We start from the raw sequence: 17,516 nt of genomic DNA, 5'->3' as shown, positions 1-17,516 counted from the left end.
TTCTGTATTTTTGCACTCTATAATTATCAAGTTAGTTTAGTTATGAAAAACTTAGAGAGATTATTTGCTGAGAAGTTACTGAAGATTAAAGCGATTAAGCTTCAACCAGCCAATCCTTTTACATGGGCTTCCGGATGGAAATCACCGTTTTACTGTGATAACCGTAAAACTCTTTCCTATCCGTCTCTTCGTAATTTTGTGAAGATTGAAACCACTCGTCTGATATTAGAACGATTCGGGCAGGTAGATGCCATTGCTGGTGTTGCTACAGGAGCGATCCCTCAGGGAGCGTTGGTGGCTGATGCATTGAATCTTCCGTTCGTGTATGTTCGTTCTACCCCGAAAGATCATGGATTAGAAAACTTAATTGAAGGAGAACTTCGTCCCGGAATGAAGGTTGTCGTTGTAGAAGATTTGATTTCCACCGGTGGTAGTAGTTTGAAGGCAGTAGAAGCAATTCGTCGGGATGGCTGTGAAGTAATAGGTATGATTGCTGCTTATACGTATGGTTTCCCTGTCGCAGAGAAAGCGTTCAAGGATGCAAAAGTGCCTTTAGTGACTTTGACAAACTACGAAGCTGTACTTGAAGTTGCACTTCAAACCGGTTATATTGAGGATACGGATATTGCGACTTTGAACGAATGGCGTAAAGACCCTGCACATTGGGACGCTGGAAAGTAACAAAGATATTTAATTATAGATGGATTTAAAGGAGAGCCATTCGGACAGATTTTGTTCGGATAGTTCTTTTTTTGTCTTTATAAGAATGAAAATAAGATGACTAAATTTGAAAGTACTGTAAAAGTGATACCTTACAGCCAGGAGCGGGTTTATGAGAAATTGTCCGATCTTAGCAATCTGGAGGCCTTAAAAGATCGTTTGCCGGAAGATAAGGTGAAGGATATAAGTTTTGATTCTGATACCTTGAGTTTCAGTGTGGCTCCTGTTGGGCAGTTGACATTGAAGATTGTGGAACGTGAGCCAAGTAAATGTATTAAGTTTGAGACCACTAACTCTCCGCTACCTTTCAATCTCTGGATTCAGCTTGTTGCAACAACTGATGAAGAGTGTAAGCTGAAGGTTACTATCGGTATGGAACTAAATCCTTTTATGAAAGCCATGGTGCAGAAACCGCTTCAGGAAGGATTGGAGAAAATGGTGGATATGTTGGCAATGATTCAATATTAATGGGGTAGTAGTAAGAGGTTAAGTAGTAAGTAGTCAAGTAGTAAGTAGTTAAGTAGAAATGTTTCATTTGCTCTTTTCTCCTTTTGCTTTGATTATTAAAAGTATCTACACTACTTACTACTTGACTACTTACTACTTGACTACTAATTACTTACTACTAACTACTAAATAGTATGGCACAGAAACTTTGGGAGAAATCCGTTCAGGTAAATAAAGAGATAGAACGTTTCACTGTTGGACGTGATCGTGAGATGGACCTTTATCTTGCTAAACATGATGTGATGGGGTCCATGGCTCATATCACTATGCTCGAAAGCATCGGTTTATTGACAAAAGAGGAGCTGACTCTGTTGTTGGCAGAACTGAAAAATATCTATGCAGAAGCGGAACGGGGAGAGTTCGTAATAGAAGATGGAGTAGAAGACGTGCACTCTCAGGTAGAGTTGATGTTGACCCGGCGTTTGGGTGATGTTGGTAAGAAAATACATAGCGGCCGTTCTCGCAATGATCAGGTACTTCTTGATTTAAAACTTTTTACCCGTACACAATTGAAAGAGGTGGCCGAAGCAGTGGAACAGCTGTTTGATGTACTTATTCTTCAGAGTGAAAGATATAAAGAGGTGTTGATGCCTGGTTATACTCACTTGCAGATTGCTATGCCTTCTTCTTTTGGACTTTGGTTTGGTGCTTATGCCGAAAGCCTGGTAGATGATATGCTTTTTCTACAGGCAGCTTTTAAGATGTGTAACCGCAATCCATTAGGTTCAGCTGCGGGGTATGGTTCTTCTTTTCCGTTGGATCGTACCATGACTACTCGTTTGTTGGGCTTCGATTCTCTTAATTATAATGTGGTATATGCCCAGATGGGGCGTGGTAAGCTGGAACGTAATGTTGCCTTTGCACTTGCTACTATTGCAGGGACTATTTCTAAACTTGCCTTTGATGCTTGTATGTTCAATAGCCAGAACTTTGGTTTTGTGAAGTTGCCGGACGACTGTACCACAGGTTCCAGTATTATGCCACATAAGAAAAATCCGGATGTCTTTGAGTTAACTCGTGCCAAGTGTAACAAACTTCAGTCACTTCCACAACAAATCATGATGATAGCTAATAACCTGCCTTCAGGATATTTTCGTGATCTTCAGATTATTAAGGAAGTCTTTTTGCCTGCTTTCCAGGAACTGAAGGACTGCTTGCAGATGACTACTTATATTATGAATGAAATCAAGGTGAATGAACATATTCTTGATGATGATAAATATCTGTTTATTTTTAGCGTGGAAGAGGTGAATCGTCTGGCTCGTGAGGGAATGCCTTTCCGGGATGCTTATAAAAAGGTGGGACTTGATATTGAAGCTGGAAATTTCTCACATAGCAAACAGGTACATCATACGCATGAGGGAAGTATTGGTAATCTATGCAATGCGGAAATCTCTGCTTTGATGCAGAAGGTGGTAGAAGAGTTTAATTTCCGCGGAATGGAAGAAGCAGAGAAAGCTTTACTTGCCCGTTAATTAAAGAAAGGAGAATATAGATGCGTAGATTATTTCTTGTCATATTGCTATTTATAGGTGTCGTTGCTTGTGACGACTCCTATAAATCAACTATCCCGGATGTTTCGTTCTATTTCTCGTGCGATCTGGTACAGGGTGAGTATTCTAAATTGGCTATCCCTGGGCAATTTATAAAGAAAGCAAAAAATGTAAACGGTATTCCTGTTGGATATGCAGGTCTGATAATTGGGCAATCTATCTATTCTCAGGGGTATGATTACACTGCTTTTGATGCAGCCTGTCCGGTGGAGGCCAGTCGTAATGTTTCAATAGATGTACAGGATGATGGACTGGGCACTGCTATCTGTCCCAAATGCAAAACAAAGTATAATCTGAGTAGCAGTGGAGCTCCGGTAGAAGGAGAAGGAAAAGAGTATCTGAAACGATACAATGTGATTGTGAGCGGTACTACATTGCAAGTTCGTAATTAAATAACGGATATTTCTCTTTTTTCAGTAACTCTTGCTGTTATATAAAAGTATGACTGCTTTTGGGTAATGAATTGATTGTACCTTCTTTAATACTGATTAGGTATACATAATTCATACGTTAATCTCCTCTTAGTATTAGGTTCATCCTAAAAACAGGTAATTTGTTAAGGATGTTAATTCTAATTTTAACACTCCGGTTTCGTTTTACAGGATTGTACACTTTAGCATATCAGGATTGTACACTTTGGTATGACTGAAGTGTACAATTAACATATGCCAAAGTGTACACTTTGGTCATATTTAAAATAAGAGAGATATGTCATTGTAGATCAATTGATTACATATAAACGGGCTTTTTGTTTGATGCTTTTCTTCTTTCTTAAAAGATTCCTATAATTACTTTTTTGATAACTACGTATCCTCCGGATGAACTTTGTATCTTTCATTTATAAACTTTCCTTTAAAAATATTTGGCAGAAACAAGGAAACTCTGTATCTTTGCACTCGTTGAAAAAACGCGGAAATAGCTCAGTTGGTAGAGCATAACCTTGCCAAGGTTAGGGTCGCGAGTTCGAGTCTCGTTTTCCGCTCTCTTTGAAAGGATGCTCGAATGGTGGAATGGTAGACACGAAGGACTTAAAATCCTTTGGCCATTGCGGCTGTGCGGGTTCAAGTCCCGCTTCGAGTACGAGTGTTCTTTGTGAAAAAGCTCTGTAAGAAATTTACAGAGCTTTTTTTGTTTTACTATTGGGAATTCAATCTATTTCATGGCAATTGAGTTTAATTCCGGCAAAAGGATGCCGTTACTATTAGTTTATGGTCATAGTGATTATTCTTGTACTTCTGATTATTTTTGTTGGAGTTGTTTATAACTCCCTTGTGAGGAAAAAGAACCAAGCGGAAAATGCTTTTGCTACGATTGACGTTATGTTGAAGAAGAGATATGATCTTATTCCTAATTTGGTAGCAACGGTTCGGCAGTATGCTAAATATGAGGAGGGAGTATTTACAAAACTGGCCGAAATGAGGAGCAAATCTTATGTTGCTCTTTCAAATAGTGAAAAAGCAAATCTGGACGATATTTTCACTCATGCCCATACCGGTTTATTGGCAATAGCGGAGAGTTATCCGGAACTAAAGGCTTCTGGTAATTTTATGCAATTACAGCGTTCTATTAATGAAACTGAAGAGCAACTGGCTGCTGCAAGGCGTACATATAATGCCTGTGTCACTGATTATAATAATGCAGTGCAGACCTTCCCATCTAACTTATTGGCTGGTGTCTTTGGGTTTAACCGTAAAGGGGTATGGGCTATTCAGGGATCGGAACGTATTACTCCTGATGTAAAAGAATTACTTAATTCATAAAGGGCTTACTATGGGACAGTCACGCTTTGAATCATTGTCGCAGGAATTACCTTCTGTTTTGCAGGCTTTGGAAGATAAACGCCGGGAACTTAAATCTCAAGGTCATAAAGCGGGATTGTGGGGAGGCATTCTCTTTTTTATTGCTGGGGGGATATTATTAATTCTATCCGGCTATCCGGTAATCCTTTTATTATTTGTTGGAGTTGTCTCTGCTCTCATCTATTATGCTTGTGTAAATAGTAAATCGAAGGATTTTTCTTTGCACTATAAAAACGAAGTGATTGCCCGGGTGATTGGTGCATTTTGTGATAATGCCACATATTCTCCCAATGAGGGGATTAATGAAGAGGTGTTTTCTAACTGTGGACTATTCCCTTGTGCTCCGGATCGCTATCATACCGAAGATTTGATTCATGGGTATGTGGATAAAACCGAATTTCTTTGTGCAGAGGTACGTGCCGAAGAAAGAAGGACGCAGGTGGGAGCTAAAGGGCAGACGCGGCAATACTATGTGAATATTTTCAGAGGGTTTCTGTTTATGGCCGATTTTCATAAAGACTTTAAAGGAAAGACAACGATTCTTCGGGATTGTTTTTTTAAACTAAGGTTTGGGGAGTCAAGGGTTAAGATGGAAAATCCAGATTTTGAGAATACATTTGATGTTTACTCTACCGATCAGGTTGAAGCCCGCTATCTTATTACACCTTCCATGATGGAGCGTTTGCTGGAGCTGGATCGTAAATTCGGGCAAGGAGTTACCATTAGTTTCCGGGACTCCACCATTCTGATTGCTATCCCGGATTCTAAGAATCATTTTGAGGCCAGTATATGGAATCCTATTACTAATATACAATCTCTCAGTGCTGAAATAGAGACAATTAGTGCACTAATCTCAATTGTTGATGATCTCAATCTGAATACTCGTATTTGGAGTAAAGAATAGAAGCCTATTAAAAAAAGAGGTCCATCTCTCTGAATGTATTATTGTAACCTTTCTATAATAGTTGAAACGCAGATTAACTCAAATTTTCACAGATCAGATAACTTTGTCATTGATTCTTTGCGAGAATCCGCGTTTATCTGCGTTTCGATCAAAAGATTGTTGCGTACTAATTCAGAAATATTATTTTGTGAATTTATTGACAAATACCGAATTATCTTTTAGATAAGCGGCTGAGAAGGTAATGGGCATACCAAAATCTTCCGGTGTCATTTTTTTGTTCAGGTAGTTTATCAGATTTTTTAATGGATTGTCCGGATCAGTTTCTTCCATATTATCATTGCCTATAGTCATACATCTTACAGTGGCATTTGCAATGACAGCCATACTTTCGCCAAGTATACTTGCTTCATCGTTTTCTGTCTTACTGATAATATCTTTAATCGCTGCTTTTACTGTTTGAGAATCAAAATCCGATTCGATGATTGCGACTGCTTTACGGCCAAACTGAATAGAACTGACATAAATAAGTTTGTCTTTTTGCTCAAGCACAGTAGGATCGTCACTTAGCGATTCAGGAAAGTCCATGTCTACAGAAAAGAAACTTTGACTGATACTTAATACAACAATTGTCTTTTTCTGCTTCTGGCGTGAAGTACCGAAGAAAAGGGACGGATTGATTTTCTGTCCGAAATAGATGGCTAATTCTTCATAAGATTTTATTTCGTCAATTGAACTGTTGAATTGATAGTTTGGTTTCAAGACATTGTTTTGTTGCAATCTTTCCCGGATCGCTTTCATCATATTGTCATAATCCGGTGTTATTTCCTGACTTTTCATTGGAAGGCTATAACTGATTGTAATAGGATTGAGGGAAACATCCAGAAATTGATGTGCATCACTGTTGATACTGCCGGGCTCTAATATGGCTCCTATAAATGTTTTGTCGGGAGCCTTTACGGTAAAGTTACTCGCTTCTTGTGCATAACCGGTTTGAATCACTAAAAGAAGCAATATGGCATATCTTATTTTTGTTTTCATCTTTCGTTGCTTTTATAGATTTATATTTATTCAAAAACAATTTGCTGCTTCAACCAGATAACAGATGATAGCCCGTCTTTACCTATATATTCCATTAAGTCGGAAAAAGATTTTAGTGAATACTCCTGTCCGATGGCATACAAAGTTCGTTGGTTGTTTACTCTTTCCTGAATATAGAAACCTATGTTAAGTGTAAAACTGTTTTTATCTTCTCTTGTTCCGCAATACTCCCATGTGTCCGATAGGTCATTATAAAGAAATACTTCATTATTGTGGGATTTCATTTTATATTTTTCAGTGATTCCGTAGTTTTTGATGATGAAGAGAGAATCATCTTTTAATTGCAATTCGGTTGGGCTAGTGAGTGATAAACGTTTTCCAAAATACTTACTTGATTCTTCGACAGGGAGATTCTGTACTTCCTGTTCTGTTTTCATTTGTTTTAGCTCCAGTATTTCTTGCGATTTGTATTTTAAAGTATATAATTCCCCGGTAGGAGCTGGTGGCTCGGGTTGTGGATCATTGTTAGTACAAGATGTAAAAGCAAGTGCTCCTATTAATAATGTGAAATAGAGCATTTTATTCTTTATCAACTTAAAAGGGTTTTGGACTATACTTATACTTACAGTGTAAGAAGCATTCTTTTTCAGGAGCTTTTTCATTATATTATGTATTGTTTATGTGATAGTTAAGATTGTCTATATTTAGTGATACTCTTTTGCAGAGTATAGTAATTTACTCTGCAAATATAATGATAATAGACAATCCTGTTCCGGTATTGTTCATATTTATATTTTATTATGGTTTCAGGTTGTGTACCACTTGTGAAAGCAGAAGGTAGAAGAAGACTTTTCTATATCAATTATGGGATAAAGAGTATGCATTGAATAATGTGATATTTTCAGTTTATAAAAGTACGTATTTAAGTGTGTGTTAAGTACGTATTTTTACTGTTTAAGAGTACGTACTTTTATGCCTGAAGAGTACGTACTTTTATTTCATAGAAAAAGGATGTTTGGATTTACTCGTTAACATTGTTAATTTGTACTGAGCTTGTACTACACTTTATTATAAAGATACAAAGATAACAAATCTGAAGAAAGATAATAATAAAAAAGCCGGTTCCGATTTCGCATCGGGCCGGCTCCAATCTAACTTAATCTTAATCTGGTATATTTTGAAAACCTATGAAATCTTTCTGCTTTCTATAACACGCATAGCGGCTGTATAAAACTCACAAGGTACGGATAGTAAAATACGGTTAGTACCTTTATCTTTTATTGAAACTTCAATGTAAGCTGCATTCAGAAGTCTTTTTACGCTGGCAACTTCCCATGGGCTACCGGCAAAAACATCAATTTGGGAAATCTTTCTACTTGTAATCATTAGTTTTGGTTTTTATTGTATTTGATATTGCAAATATAGAGCATGTTTCTAATATGGATTATAACTTATCGTTCAATCTTTATAAGATTTGTTGCAAACGTTAGCAGGCATGATATAAACTGATACAATTAACGTTTCTTTTCCATTTCCGTCATTGTGGATGATTAGAGTTTCGGAAAATGAACAAAACAATGCCCCGGAATATAAAATGCAAATTAGCACTGGTCTTCGTGGAGTAAATGCCTGAATGAGGAATAAATTTACGAAGAGTCAATGCTAATCTGTGTTTTAGAACGCTTATCTATTAATGTATCTTATTTTTCATCGTTCTTACGAATTTCCACGCGGCGTATCTTTCCGCTGATAGTTTTGGGCAGTTCATCGACGAATTCAATGACACGTGGATATTTATAAGGTGCAGTAACCTTTTTGACATGGTTTTGAAGCTCTTTTATTAATGCTTCACCTGCTTGTGCTTTATATTCCTTAGACAGAACGATGGTAGCTTTTACCACTTGACCACGAATCTCATCGGGTACTCCAGTGATAGCGCACTCAATAACAGCAGGGTGTGTCATCAAAGCACTTTCCACCTCAAACGGGCCGATCCGGTAACCGGAGCTTTTGATCACATCATCTGCACGCCCTACGAACCAAAGATAACCGTCTTCATCTTTCCAGGCTACATCTCCTGTATAATAAATACCATTATTCCAAGCTTCGTGTGTACGGTCTGCATCCCGGTAATACTCTTTAAACAGTCCTAATGGCTTTCCCTGGGTAGTACGAATGATGATTTGCCCTTGTTCACCTGCTTCCACAGAACGGCCCTCATTATCTATGAGATCAACATCATATTGTGGGTTGGGCACACCCATACTTCCCGGTTTGGGTTCCATCCAGGGGAAAGTGGCTACAGTCAAAGTGGTTTCAGTCTGTCCGAAACCTTCCATCAATTTGATTCCTGTCAGCTTTTTGAAAGTATCAAATACGGCCGGGTTCAGTGCTTCGCCTGCAATCGTACAGTATTGTAGTGAGGAGAGATCATACTTGGTCAGATCCTCATGAATCAGGAAACGGAAAATTGTTGGAGGGGCACAGAGTGAAGTGACATGATAATCCTGTATCTTTGTCAAGATATCACCCGGAGTAAATTTCTCATGGTCATATACGAAGATGTTTGCTCCGGCAATCCATTGTCCGTAAAGTTTTCCCCATACCGCTTTTCCCCAACCTGTATCCGCAATGGTGAGATGGAGGCTGTTTTCCGTGAGATTATGCCAGAAACTACCTGTTACGATATGTCCCAGTGGGTAGGTAAAGTCGTGTGCTACCATTTTCGGTTCACCGGTAGTACCCGAAGTGAAGTACATCAGTGAGATGTCATCATTTGTATTCGGATGTTCCGGTTTGACAAATGGAGTGGCAGATTCAATGCCTTTGTGGAAGTTTTCAAATCCTTCCGGCATCTCAGGACCTACGCTTACCAGTTTATGTACAGAAGGGCACTCGGGTATTGCTTCAATAATATGTTTCGTGATCTCTTCTTCACCGGCAGCAACAATCATTTTGATGTCTGCGGCATTACAGCGGTATACAATATCTTTCTTTGTCAGCAGATGAGTGGCGGGAATAACCGTAGCACCCAGTTTGTGCAGGGCGATGATGCTGAACCAGAATTCATAACGGCGTTTCAGGATAAGCATTACCATATCCCCACGGCCGATGCCGAGTGATTGGAAATAAGAGGCTGTCATGTCTGTATAACGTTTCATGTCAGCAAATGTGAACTGGATATGTTCACCCTTATCGTTCGTCCACAGCAGTGCGGGCTTATCCGGTTGTTCGGCAGCCCAGGTATCTACTACATCATACCCGAAATTGAAATTTTCGGGTACGTTGATTTTTAAGTTTTTGATAAAATCTTCCTGCGAAGAGAATGTTGTCTGTGATAAAAATCTTTCTACCATAATAATATTACATGATAACGGCGAGGAAACGCACTGGCTTTCCGTCAAGTGCTTTCATGCCATGTGGGAGTTTAGCGTTGAAATAGAGACTGTCACCTTCGTTCAGTATCAGATCTTTACCTTCGATGTTGACCAACATACGGCCTTCGAGTACTAAATTGAATTCCTGTCCGCTATGACTGTTGTAATGTATCGGTTCATCGTCTGGTTTTGGCTCAGCCGTTACAATAAACGGGTCGGCACTGCGATTTATGAATCCGGCAGCTAAAGACTGGTATTTATAGGCTTTGGTGCGTTCAATACTTATTCCTTTTCCGGCACGGGTCAGAAAGTAACTACTCATTTTAGGTTCTTCGCCAAACATAAGTGCATCCAGAGAGATACCATATTTATGTGCGATTTTTTGTAGCATACCTACTGAGATGTCGTATTGTCCTGTTTCTGCCAGGCGATATTCTTCTGCGGAGATATCACAATCGCGGGCGATATCTTCTGAGGTAAGTTCCAATACGTCACGCAATCCGCGCAATCGTTCGGCAATTTGTCTGATTTGGTCGTCCATGTATTTAATGTTTAATTGTTAATGTAATATTTAGCTTGGCGGTTTTAATGTTTGCAGTAATTATTTTTATAAGTTCTAAAAAAAATGACAATTCATCATTGAACATTATTTCGATGCCTTCATCGCCTTAATCACCGCAGAGGTGAATCCGGCATGTTCCAGTTCGTTAATTCCTTTAATGGTGATCCCGCCGGGAGTGGTTACTTTATCTATTTCAACACTGGGATGTGTTTCTTTATTTAGCAACAACTCTGCTGCTCCTTCCAAAGATTGTGCTACCATTTTCATAGCATCTTTCGGGGCGATTCCCATTTCAATACCTGCCTGCATAGCGGCTTGTACATACTTAAGCACGTATGCAATGCCACATGAAGTGAGAGCTGTAGCCGCTGCTATTTTACTTTCCGGTATAATCATTGTCAATCCCATTTCGTTGAATATATCCGTTAATATTTTTTTCTGTTTATCCGAAGCGTTCCGCGCAGAGATCAACGTCATACTGGCACGTTCGGCTATAGCGGTATTAGGAATGACACGGAAGATGGGCATCTCCGGTTCGCCACAAAAATGTGCCAGATCGTCAAAACAGATCCCGGCAGCTAATGAAACAAGTATCTGTGTACGTTTCAAGCGGAGTGGATTGAGTATTTCTTCTATCAGCCAAGGCTTTACTGCAACAATTACGATATCGGCATTAGCCGCTGCATCTATGTTATCGTTTGTTGTTTTAATATTGGGAAAGTCGGCTTTTAGCTTCTCCAGTTTTCCATTACTTGGATTAGAAACAATAATTTCGTGTCCTTGAATCAGATATCCCTGGGCTAAGCCACGTGCAATGGCAGAACCCATATTTCCTGCACCAATGATAGCTACTTTCATAATTTGATGTTATTTAGTACGTTGGAGACAAAGGTAAATGTAAAAAGTGAAAATATTAATAAATAAGGCATGTATTTTATTAACTTTGGTGGGAAATAGCTTGATATTTAATGATTTTATCTCCCGTAATAAGTTACTAATTAGTGAAATGGCTGATGGAATGAATGAAATAGTGAGTCGTAGTTGAAAATAATTTTATTTTTTTTCGTATTTGAGGTTGGGTAAATATCAATGAGATTGTCTCAATTATAACAAATAACATTATGAAAGAACAAGAAACTGATTATATGCGCCGTCTTGCATTTAAGTATTTTGAAGGCAACTTACTTCCGGAAGAGGAGAAAGAACTGTTTGGTTTTCTTCGTAAAGAAGAGCAAAATATGCAGCTATTCCGGGAGTGGGAAGAAGAATGGTTTGTCTCTAATCAGAATACTTCGTATATAGATAATAAATGGAATCGTTTGTCCGGTAGATTGCATATGCAAGCTTTTGATATGCCGAAAACAAAAAAAATATATTCTATCGGGAAAAGGTTACTTCCATATGCTGCAATTTTTTTATTGGGTTTGTTCAGTACGGCTGTTTTTTGGGGCATATATGAGTTATCCCGGCAGGATGACGCTTTATTTACGCAATCGGAGTTTTTTGTACCAAGAGGTTCGCAGTCCAGAATATTACTGCCGGATAGTTCGGTTGTTTGGTTGAATGCAGGTTCTACTTTGCGCTATGACCGTTCCTTCGGCAGAGAAACACGTACTGTATATGTAGAAGGTGAAGGAATGTTTGACGTTACTAAAAATAAAGAGCTTCCTTTCATCGTGAAAAATGAAAAGATGGCCGTAATGGTTCATGGAACGGTATTCAATGTGAAATCATTTAAAGAAGATAGTATTTCAACTGTTGAATTGTTGCGAGGTTCTGTCTCCGTCACCTGTCTGTTTGCATCGCAATCCACTAATTTAGTTCCGGGCGAACGCCTGATTATTAATACGGTGAAGAAGCAGGCAAAGAAGGAACGTTTTGAAATTGATTCACATTTATCATGGCACGATGGAATATTGGCATTCTGTGACGAACCGCTTTGGGAAATTGCTAAAAAACTGGAACGTCGCTTTAACGTCAATATAACGATTAAGACGGAGGCACTGAAATCCAGGAGATATTATCTGACATTTGTCAACAGCGAGACGATTGACCAGATTTTAGATAAAATGAAAGAAGATGCGATACTACATATAAAAAAGAAAGATAATCAAATAGAAATATATTAATCCTACATTCATTTACCCGGGGAAGCGTTGAGGGATTATAGATAAAAATAGCGTTAATTAAAAGTTTAATATTTATGAGAAAATTACTATGTTTATTAGTGTTTCTCTATGTAATAGGTTTAGCTATGGCTCAAACCGGTACAGGAGTAACATTAAAGATGGTTGACAAGCCTATTTCGGCTGTTCTAAATGAAATAACAAAGAACGCAGGCTACTCTTTTGTAATCCCGACTAATGAGCTGAATGTAAAGAAACATGTAACTATAGATGTGAAAAATCAGTCTATTGATAAGGTTTTAGATCTTTTATTTAAGAATATGGATTGTGCTTATCGTATAGATGGTAAAAACGTGTATGTAAGCAAATCTGTCAAGCAGCAGAATGCGCACTCCAAAGGACAGGTAAAAGTTCGGGGTATAGTAATGGATGAAAATGGAGAACCTATCATTGGAGCTACTGTTATAAATAAGGCATCCAATATCGGTACAACAACAGATTTGGATGGTAACTTTTCTATGACGGTTCCTGAAGGGGGAATGATTGATATTTCATATATAGGATATACTTCGGCACAAATAAAAGCTACAGATGCTAAATCGTTGAATGTAAGATTGTATGAAGATACCAGGAAACTGGATGAAGTGATTGTTGTAGGATATGGTGTACAACGGAAGAGTGACTTGACCGGTGCCATAGCTTCAGTAAGTGCCGACGATTTGAATGCAACTCCAACTACTACTATGGCCGAAATGTTGAGAGGTAAAGCTGCCGGTATACAGGTAAATATGACGAATGCAAAACCGGGTGGTAGCTCAAATATCTATATTCGTGGACGCCGTTCTTTATCAGGTGATAATGCTCCTCTTTATATAGTCGATGGTGTTCCGATGCAGTCAATTGATGAGATAAATTCAAGTGATATTGCTTCTCTGGAAGTATTGAAAGATGCTTCTTCACAATCTATTTATGGTGCTCGTGCTGCCAATGGTGTTATATTAATTACCACAAAGAGGGGCGTAGATGGAAAACCGCGTGTAGACTATAACTTCTATATTGGTAGTCAGAATATTCATCGTAATTTTGATTTCTATAATGGTGATGAGTGGGCTACTTACCGCAGGGAAGCATGGAAAAATGCAAATGGGACAGATAATTATAATGATGAAGACTGTTTCAGTGAAACGATGCGCGATGTAATGCAGTCTGGTGAATGGGTGGATTGGGAAGATTTGATGATTAAGTCGGCTATGCAGCAAAAGCATGACATCACGATACGTAGTGGTAATGAAAAATCTAAAATGGCTTTCTCTTTAGGATATTACGACCAATCGGGTATGGTAATGAACTCAGGTTACAACCGTATCACCGGTCGATTGAATGTAGACCATAAGATATTTAAGACCTTGAGTTTGGGTGCCAATCTTTTCTATTCACATTCGAAAACAGAAAGTGCCGATGGCACATTCAACCGTTTTATTACGATGCCTCCATTAGCAAAAGTTTATAAGGATGATGGCTCATTGCGTATGGATGTAACAGATGCAGGTGAAAATCATTATAATCCGCTTTGGAATATGAATCGTGCCATTAACGATTTGAAAACAGATAATTTCCTTACTAACCTTTATGTGGATTGGGAAATCATACCGGGTCTGACATACCGTGCCAATGGGAGTATGACGTACCGGAATGAAAATACAGGTAGTTATTTATATCGGGATCACACTACAGGTAGGGATACTAACGGCAAAGCAACCGTAAAAACAAAATTGAGAACAGAATTTTTGTTTGAGAACATCTTGAATTATAATAAGGAATTCAATAAGATACACCGTCTTGGCATAACATTGATGCAGAGTGTAAACGCCATGAAGACAACAGAAACGGAACAAACAGCTATGGGGTTTTCGAGTGATGAAAAAGGGTATAATGCTCTTTCATCGGCAGTGAATTTTAATACTCCGATTCGTGGTATTTCCGAGAGAAAGCTTCTTTCTTATTTAGGACGTGTGAACTATACGCTGATGGACCGCTATATTTTTTCTGCTGCTTTACGTGTGGATGGTTCATCTGTATTTGGAAAGAATAATAAATATGGTTATTTCCCTTCTTTTGCAGCCTCCTGGAGACTTGGCGAAGAGAGTTTTATGAAGCGTGTAGATTGGGTATCGAACTTAAAACTCAGAGCATCTTGGGGACAGGTGGGAAACCAGGCTATTGATCCTTATTCTACTTTGGGACTGACGCAGGCACACATGAATGAATTTGGTGGTGAGAATAATGTCCAGGTAGGTTTCCTGCCGGGCGATGAACTATGGAATCCGGATTTGAAATGGGAAACTACTACTTCTACTAATATCGGACTTGACTTTGGATTTTTCAAAGAACGTATTAGTGGTACGTTGGAAGTATATCAAACGAAAACAACGGATTTGCTTGTAAAGCGTAAAATTAGCCAGAGTTTAGGATACTCAAGTCAATTGATGAATTTGGGTGAAGTAGAGAACAAAGGGGTGGAATTTTCTATTACCGGTTATCCGATCCGTAATAAGATACTGACCTGGGCGTTGAACTATTCTATTTCTGCCAATCGGAATAAAATTGTGAAGATTACCGGAGAGACGGACGAAGATGGAAAACCGTTGGACGATGTTACTTCAAAATGGTTTATTGGTAAACCGATGAATGTGTATTATGATTATAAATTTGATGGAATATGGCAGACGGGTGATGATATTGAAAACTCACACATGCCTAACGCGCAGCCGGGTATGGTGAGAGTAGCAGATACGGATAAAAATGGTAGCCTTACAGAAGCAGACCGGGTTGTGTTACAGCGTGACCCAAAATGGATTTCTTCTTTCGGGACGTCTTTGAACGCCTATGGGGTAGATTTAAGTGTGGATTTCTATGTATCCCATGGTGGAGTGATAAACAATACCTATTTGACGAGTTGGGAACAGGGAGGTGATTTGTCTGGTAAGCGAAACGGAATCAAACGCGATTATTGGACTCTGGAAAATCCTTCGAATACGACTCCTGCTCCAAACTATACACAAGTTCCGGCCTACATCACTTCTTTGGGTTATCAGGATGCAAGTTACATTCGTCTGAGAAATCTGACAGTAGGTTACACCCTGCCTTTGGATATCAGCCGGAAGTTCTATGTGCAGAAATTGCGGGTATATTTTTCTGCCAATAATTTGTGGACTAAGACAAAAGTTCAGAGCTATAGCCCGGAAGTGAATACCGGTAGTTATCCCGAACCGAGAACATTGCTGTTTGGTGTGAACCTTTCATTCTAAGAAAAAACATATAAATCCATTGAAGATGAAAACAACTTTATCAAAAATATTAATAGCAAGTTTGGTTACGCTCGGCTTTACAGCTTGTGATTTTCTGGAAGAAGAGAGCCAGACTCGATATACGACTCAATATGTATTTGAGACAGAGGATGGATTAAGCCTGGCTGTAACGTCCCTATATGCATTGGATCGTAAATATCAGGATCAAAATGAAGGTTCAATTAATCTTGCATTGAGACGTGCTACCGATCTGAGCGTGACCAATGGAGGTACTGGTAACTTTTATGGTGCGTATGATCCTACTTATCTGAAACCCTCTGCTGCTCAACCGGCTGATATGTGGAAGGGTATGTACGGCATTATCGGTAAGTGTAATGACATTATAGAAGCAGCAAAGAAGCTACCGGAAACAGATGTGCTGAATAATCTGGTTGCACAGGCTAAAGCTTATAGAGCTCAGTCTTATTTCCTGTTATATCGTACGTTTGACCGTATTTGGTTGAATACTTCTTCTACTACTCCGGAGAATGTGAACGATAAGCGTGAGTTTAAACCGGCTGCCAAAGAAGAGGTTTTTACACTTTTGTATGAAGATTTGGAATTTGCTATCAAATATCTGGAGTGGAAACCAAAAGATATAGGACGATTTAATCAAGCTGCCGCCCGTCATATTATGGCTGACGTTGCACTTTGGAATGAAGATTGGCAGACAGTGCTCGACCAGATTGAGGCTATCGAAACTTCCGGAGCTGGTTATGAACTGGTAGATATTGATAAAATATTTAATGGAGATAACCTGAATCATAGTGAAGCTTTGCTTGTACAACAATGGAGTCGTAATCCGGGAGGTAATAATCTTGCGGATAACGGAGCAATTAAGGGACATTTTTATGCTTGCTGGTTCATAGCACCCTATCGTACCACTTTCGGAGGAGATGAATACTGTTGTGTTGAAAACTGGTCATACGGTTGGGGACGTTGTTATCCGAGTCCTTATCTTTTCTCATTGTATAAAGATAAAACGGTAGATAAGAGATACAAGGCTTTTTATATTCATCAGTACAAAAACTCGACAAATAAGACGATCCGCGGTGTGAAACCGGGTGAATATATAACAATGACGACTGGCGGATCCGTAGATAAGAACCTGTGTCCGGGATGTACCAAGTATGGAGATGTTTGGACACGTAGTACCACTGAACAGTATTCTTATAAGGATATTATTGTTTACCGTCTGGCTGAAACGTATATTTTGGCAACAGAAGCAGCGGTTCGTATGGGGAATAACGATTTGGCTAAAAAATATTTCAACAAGACATGGATGCGTGCTGGTAATCCGGAATTCACCGGAACGGTAACGATGCAGGATGTGATTGATGAACAGGCACGTGAATTGGCATTGGAAGGGCAACGCTGGTATTTCCTGAAACGTCATGGCATTCTGATCGATCAGGTGAAGAAATATGCAGGCGACCCTCGTATTTCCACTTCCATTGCCGGAAGAGTAAACTTACCTAAGAATCCACATTTCGTGAGATGGCCGATTCCGGAGGCGGAGGTTATTAATATGGGACCTGAAAATTTCCCTCAAAATGAAGGCTATAATTAAGCAATAAGGAATT

At 39.0% G+C, this 17,516-nt stretch carries 15 protein-coding genes and 2 tRNA genes; 11 read left to right on the top strand and 6 right to left on the bottom strand.

From position 1 onward, the window contains the following. Positions 1 to 42: 42 nt before the first annotated feature. The 8 genes from pyrE (at position 43) to VCM39_RS19720 (ending at position 5,483) form a co-directional block, all read left to right on the top strand. Positions 43 to 681: an orotate phosphoribosyltransferase gene (gene pyrE / locus VCM39_RS19755; RefSeq protein ID WP_221650261.1), complete on the top strand. Its 639-nt coding sequence runs from the start codon at positions 43 to 45 to the stop codon at positions 679 to 681. Between the two features lie 96 nt (positions 682 to 777). Beyond that, a complete protein-coding gene (locus VCM39_RS19750) occupies positions 778 to 1,188 on the top strand; it encodes an SRPBCC family protein (protein WP_221650262.1) in 411 nt (136 codons plus the stop codon). A 173-nt stretch (positions 1,189 to 1,361) separates the two neighbouring features. Next, positions 1,362 to 2,702: an argininosuccinate lyase gene (argH, locus tag VCM39_RS19745; RefSeq protein ID WP_221650263.1), complete on the top strand. Its 1,341-nt coding sequence runs from the start codon at positions 1,362 to 1,364 to the stop codon at positions 2,700 to 2,702. A gap of 20 nt (positions 2,703 to 2,722) precedes the next feature. Beyond that, positions 2,723 to 3,172 carry a hypothetical protein gene (locus VCM39_RS19740; RefSeq protein WP_221650264.1) on the top strand — a complete coding sequence of 150 codons (450 nt, stop codon included), beginning with the start codon at positions 2,723 to 2,725 and terminating at the stop codon, positions 3,170 to 3,172. A gap of 517 nt (positions 3,173 to 3,689) precedes the next feature. After that, positions 3,690 to 3,762, top strand: a tRNA-Gly gene (locus VCM39_RS19735). Between the two features lie 14 nt (positions 3,763 to 3,776). Then, positions 3,777 to 3,860, top strand: a tRNA-Leu gene (locus VCM39_RS19730). Positions 3,861 to 3,988: 128 nt separating this feature from the next. Beyond that, positions 3,989 to 4,540, top strand: coding sequence for a LemA family protein (locus VCM39_RS19725; RefSeq protein ID WP_323673998.1), 552 nt, complete (start codon positions 3,989 to 3,991; stop codon positions 4,538 to 4,540). Positions 4,541 to 4,550: 10 nt separating this feature from the next. Continuing rightward, positions 4,551 to 5,483, top strand: coding sequence for a DUF3137 domain-containing protein (locus VCM39_RS19720; protein WP_320935843.1), 933 nt, complete (start codon positions 4,551 to 4,553; stop codon positions 5,481 to 5,483). A 180-nt stretch (positions 5,484 to 5,663) separates the two neighbouring features. On the opposite strand, the gene VCM39_RS19715 is transcribed toward VCM39_RS19720, so the two are convergent. The 6 genes from VCM39_RS19715 to proC form a co-directional block, all read right to left on the bottom strand. Then, positions 5,664 to 6,521, bottom strand: coding sequence for a thiol-activated cytolysin family protein (locus tag VCM39_RS19715; RefSeq protein WP_221650272.1), 858 nt, complete (start codon positions 6,519 to 6,521; stop codon positions 5,664 to 5,666). A gap of 26 nt (positions 6,522 to 6,547) precedes the next feature. Further along, a complete protein-coding gene (locus VCM39_RS19710; RefSeq protein WP_221650273.1) occupies positions 6,548 to 7,183 on the bottom strand; it encodes a hypothetical protein in 636 nt (211 codons plus the stop codon). Positions 7,184 to 7,706: 523 nt separating this feature from the next. Next, positions 7,707 to 7,907: a DUF2007-related protein gene (locus tag VCM39_RS19705; RefSeq protein WP_221650274.1), complete on the bottom strand. Its 201-nt coding sequence runs from the start codon at positions 7,905 to 7,907 to the stop codon at positions 7,707 to 7,709. 314 nt (positions 7,908 to 8,221) lie between these two features. Next, positions 8,222 to 9,877: an AMP-binding protein gene (locus VCM39_RS19700; RefSeq protein ID WP_289292721.1), complete on the bottom strand. Its 1,656-nt coding sequence runs from the start codon at positions 9,875 to 9,877 to the stop codon at positions 8,222 to 8,224. A 7-nt stretch (positions 9,878 to 9,884) separates the two neighbouring features. Further along, the gene (locus VCM39_RS19695) at positions 9,885 to 10,439 is read right to left on the bottom strand and encodes a helix-turn-helix domain-containing protein (protein ID WP_195660556.1); all 555 of its coding nucleotides are present in this window, start codon (positions 10,437 to 10,439) and stop codon (positions 9,885 to 9,887) included. Between the two features lie 105 nt (positions 10,440 to 10,544). After that, a complete protein-coding gene (gene proC, locus VCM39_RS19690; RefSeq protein WP_221650276.1) occupies positions 10,545 to 11,318 on the bottom strand; it encodes a pyrroline-5-carboxylate reductase in 774 nt (257 codons plus the stop codon). Between the two features lie 263 nt (positions 11,319 to 11,581). Between proC and VCM39_RS19685 the strand changes: the two genes are divergently transcribed. The 3 genes from VCM39_RS19685 to VCM39_RS19675 all read left to right on the top strand — a co-directional run bounded on the left by VCM39_RS19685 (position 11,582) and on the right by VCM39_RS19675 (position 17,503). After that, positions 11,582 to 12,589 (top strand): FecR family protein, encoded by a 1,008-nt coding sequence (locus VCM39_RS19685; RefSeq protein ID WP_182416600.1) that lies wholly within the window; start codon positions 11,582 to 11,584, stop codon positions 12,587 to 12,589. 74 nt (positions 12,590 to 12,663) lie between these two features. Then, positions 12,664 to 15,894, top strand: coding sequence for a TonB-dependent receptor (locus VCM39_RS19680; RefSeq protein ID WP_322933224.1), 3,231 nt, complete (start codon positions 12,664 to 12,666; stop codon positions 15,892 to 15,894). A gap of 25 nt (positions 15,895 to 15,919) precedes the next feature. Beyond that, positions 15,920 to 17,503: a RagB/SusD family nutrient uptake outer membrane protein gene (locus VCM39_RS19675; protein WP_322933225.1), complete on the top strand. Its 1,584-nt coding sequence runs from the start codon at positions 15,920 to 15,922 to the stop codon at positions 17,501 to 17,503. The last annotated feature ends 13 nt before the right edge of the window (positions 17,504 to 17,516 follow it).

This window comes from Bacteroides mucinivorans (assembly GCF_034654355.2).
GTDB classification, from domain to species: domain Bacteria; phylum Bacteroidota; class Bacteroidia; order Bacteroidales; family Bacteroidaceae; genus Bacteroides; species Bacteroides nordii.
The sequence above is the reverse complement of the archived record's forward strand: the minus strand, read 5'-3'. Positions and strand labels throughout refer to the sequence as shown.

What these genes read in the sequence shown, in the direction of transcription:
- VCM39_RS19720 (WP_320935843.1), top strand. Translation starts at nt 4,551, where the DNA reads ATGGGACAGTCACGCTTTGAATCATTGTCGCAGGAATTACCTTCTGTT.
- VCM39_RS19680 (WP_322933224.1), top strand. Translation starts at nt 12,664, where the DNA reads ATGAGAAAATTACTATGTTTATTAGTGTTTCTCTATGTAATAGGTTTA.
- pyrE (WP_221650261.1), top strand. Translation starts at nt 43, where the DNA reads ATGAAAAACTTAGAGAGATTATTTGCTGAGAAGTTACTGAAGATTAAA.
- proC (WP_221650276.1), bottom strand. Translation starts at nt 11,318, where the DNA reads ATGAAAGTAGCTATCATTGGTGCAGGAAATATGGGTTCTGCCATTGCA.
- VCM39_RS19685 (WP_182416600.1), top strand. Translation starts at nt 11,582, where the DNA reads ATGAAAGAACAAGAAACTGATTATATGCGCCGTCTTGCATTTAAGTAT.
- VCM39_RS19695 (WP_195660556.1), bottom strand. Translation starts at nt 10,439, where the DNA reads ATGGACGACCAAATCAGACAAATTGCCGAACGATTGCGCGGATTGCGT.
- VCM39_RS19715 (WP_221650272.1), bottom strand. Translation starts at nt 6,521, where the DNA reads ATGAAAACAAAAATAAGATATGCCATATTGCTTCTTTTAGTGATTCAA.
- VCM39_RS19725 (WP_323673998.1), top strand. Translation starts at nt 3,989, where the DNA reads ATGGTCATAGTGATTATTCTTGTACTTCTGATTATTTTTGTTGGAGTT.
- VCM39_RS19710 (WP_221650273.1), bottom strand. Translation starts at nt 7,183, where the DNA reads ATGAAAAAGCTCCTGAAAAAGAATGCTTCTTACACTGTAAGTATAAGT.
- VCM39_RS19740 (WP_221650264.1), top strand. Translation starts at nt 2,723, where the DNA reads ATGCGTAGATTATTTCTTGTCATATTGCTATTTATAGGTGTCGTTGCT.
- VCM39_RS19705 (WP_221650274.1), bottom strand. Translation starts at nt 7,907, where the DNA reads ATGATTACAAGTAGAAAGATTTCCCAAATTGATGTTTTTGCCGGTAGC.
- VCM39_RS19700 (WP_289292721.1), bottom strand. Translation starts at nt 9,877, where the DNA reads ATGGTAGAAAGATTTTTATCACAGACAACATTCTCTTCGCAGGAAGAT.
- argH (WP_221650263.1), top strand. Translation starts at nt 1,362, where the DNA reads ATGGCACAGAAACTTTGGGAGAAATCCGTTCAGGTAAATAAAGAGATA.
- VCM39_RS19750 (WP_221650262.1), top strand. Translation starts at nt 778, where the DNA reads ATGACTAAATTTGAAAGTACTGTAAAAGTGATACCTTACAGCCAGGAG.
- VCM39_RS19675 (WP_322933225.1), top strand. Translation starts at nt 15,920, where the DNA reads ATGAAAACAACTTTATCAAAAATATTAATAGCAAGTTTGGTTACGCTC.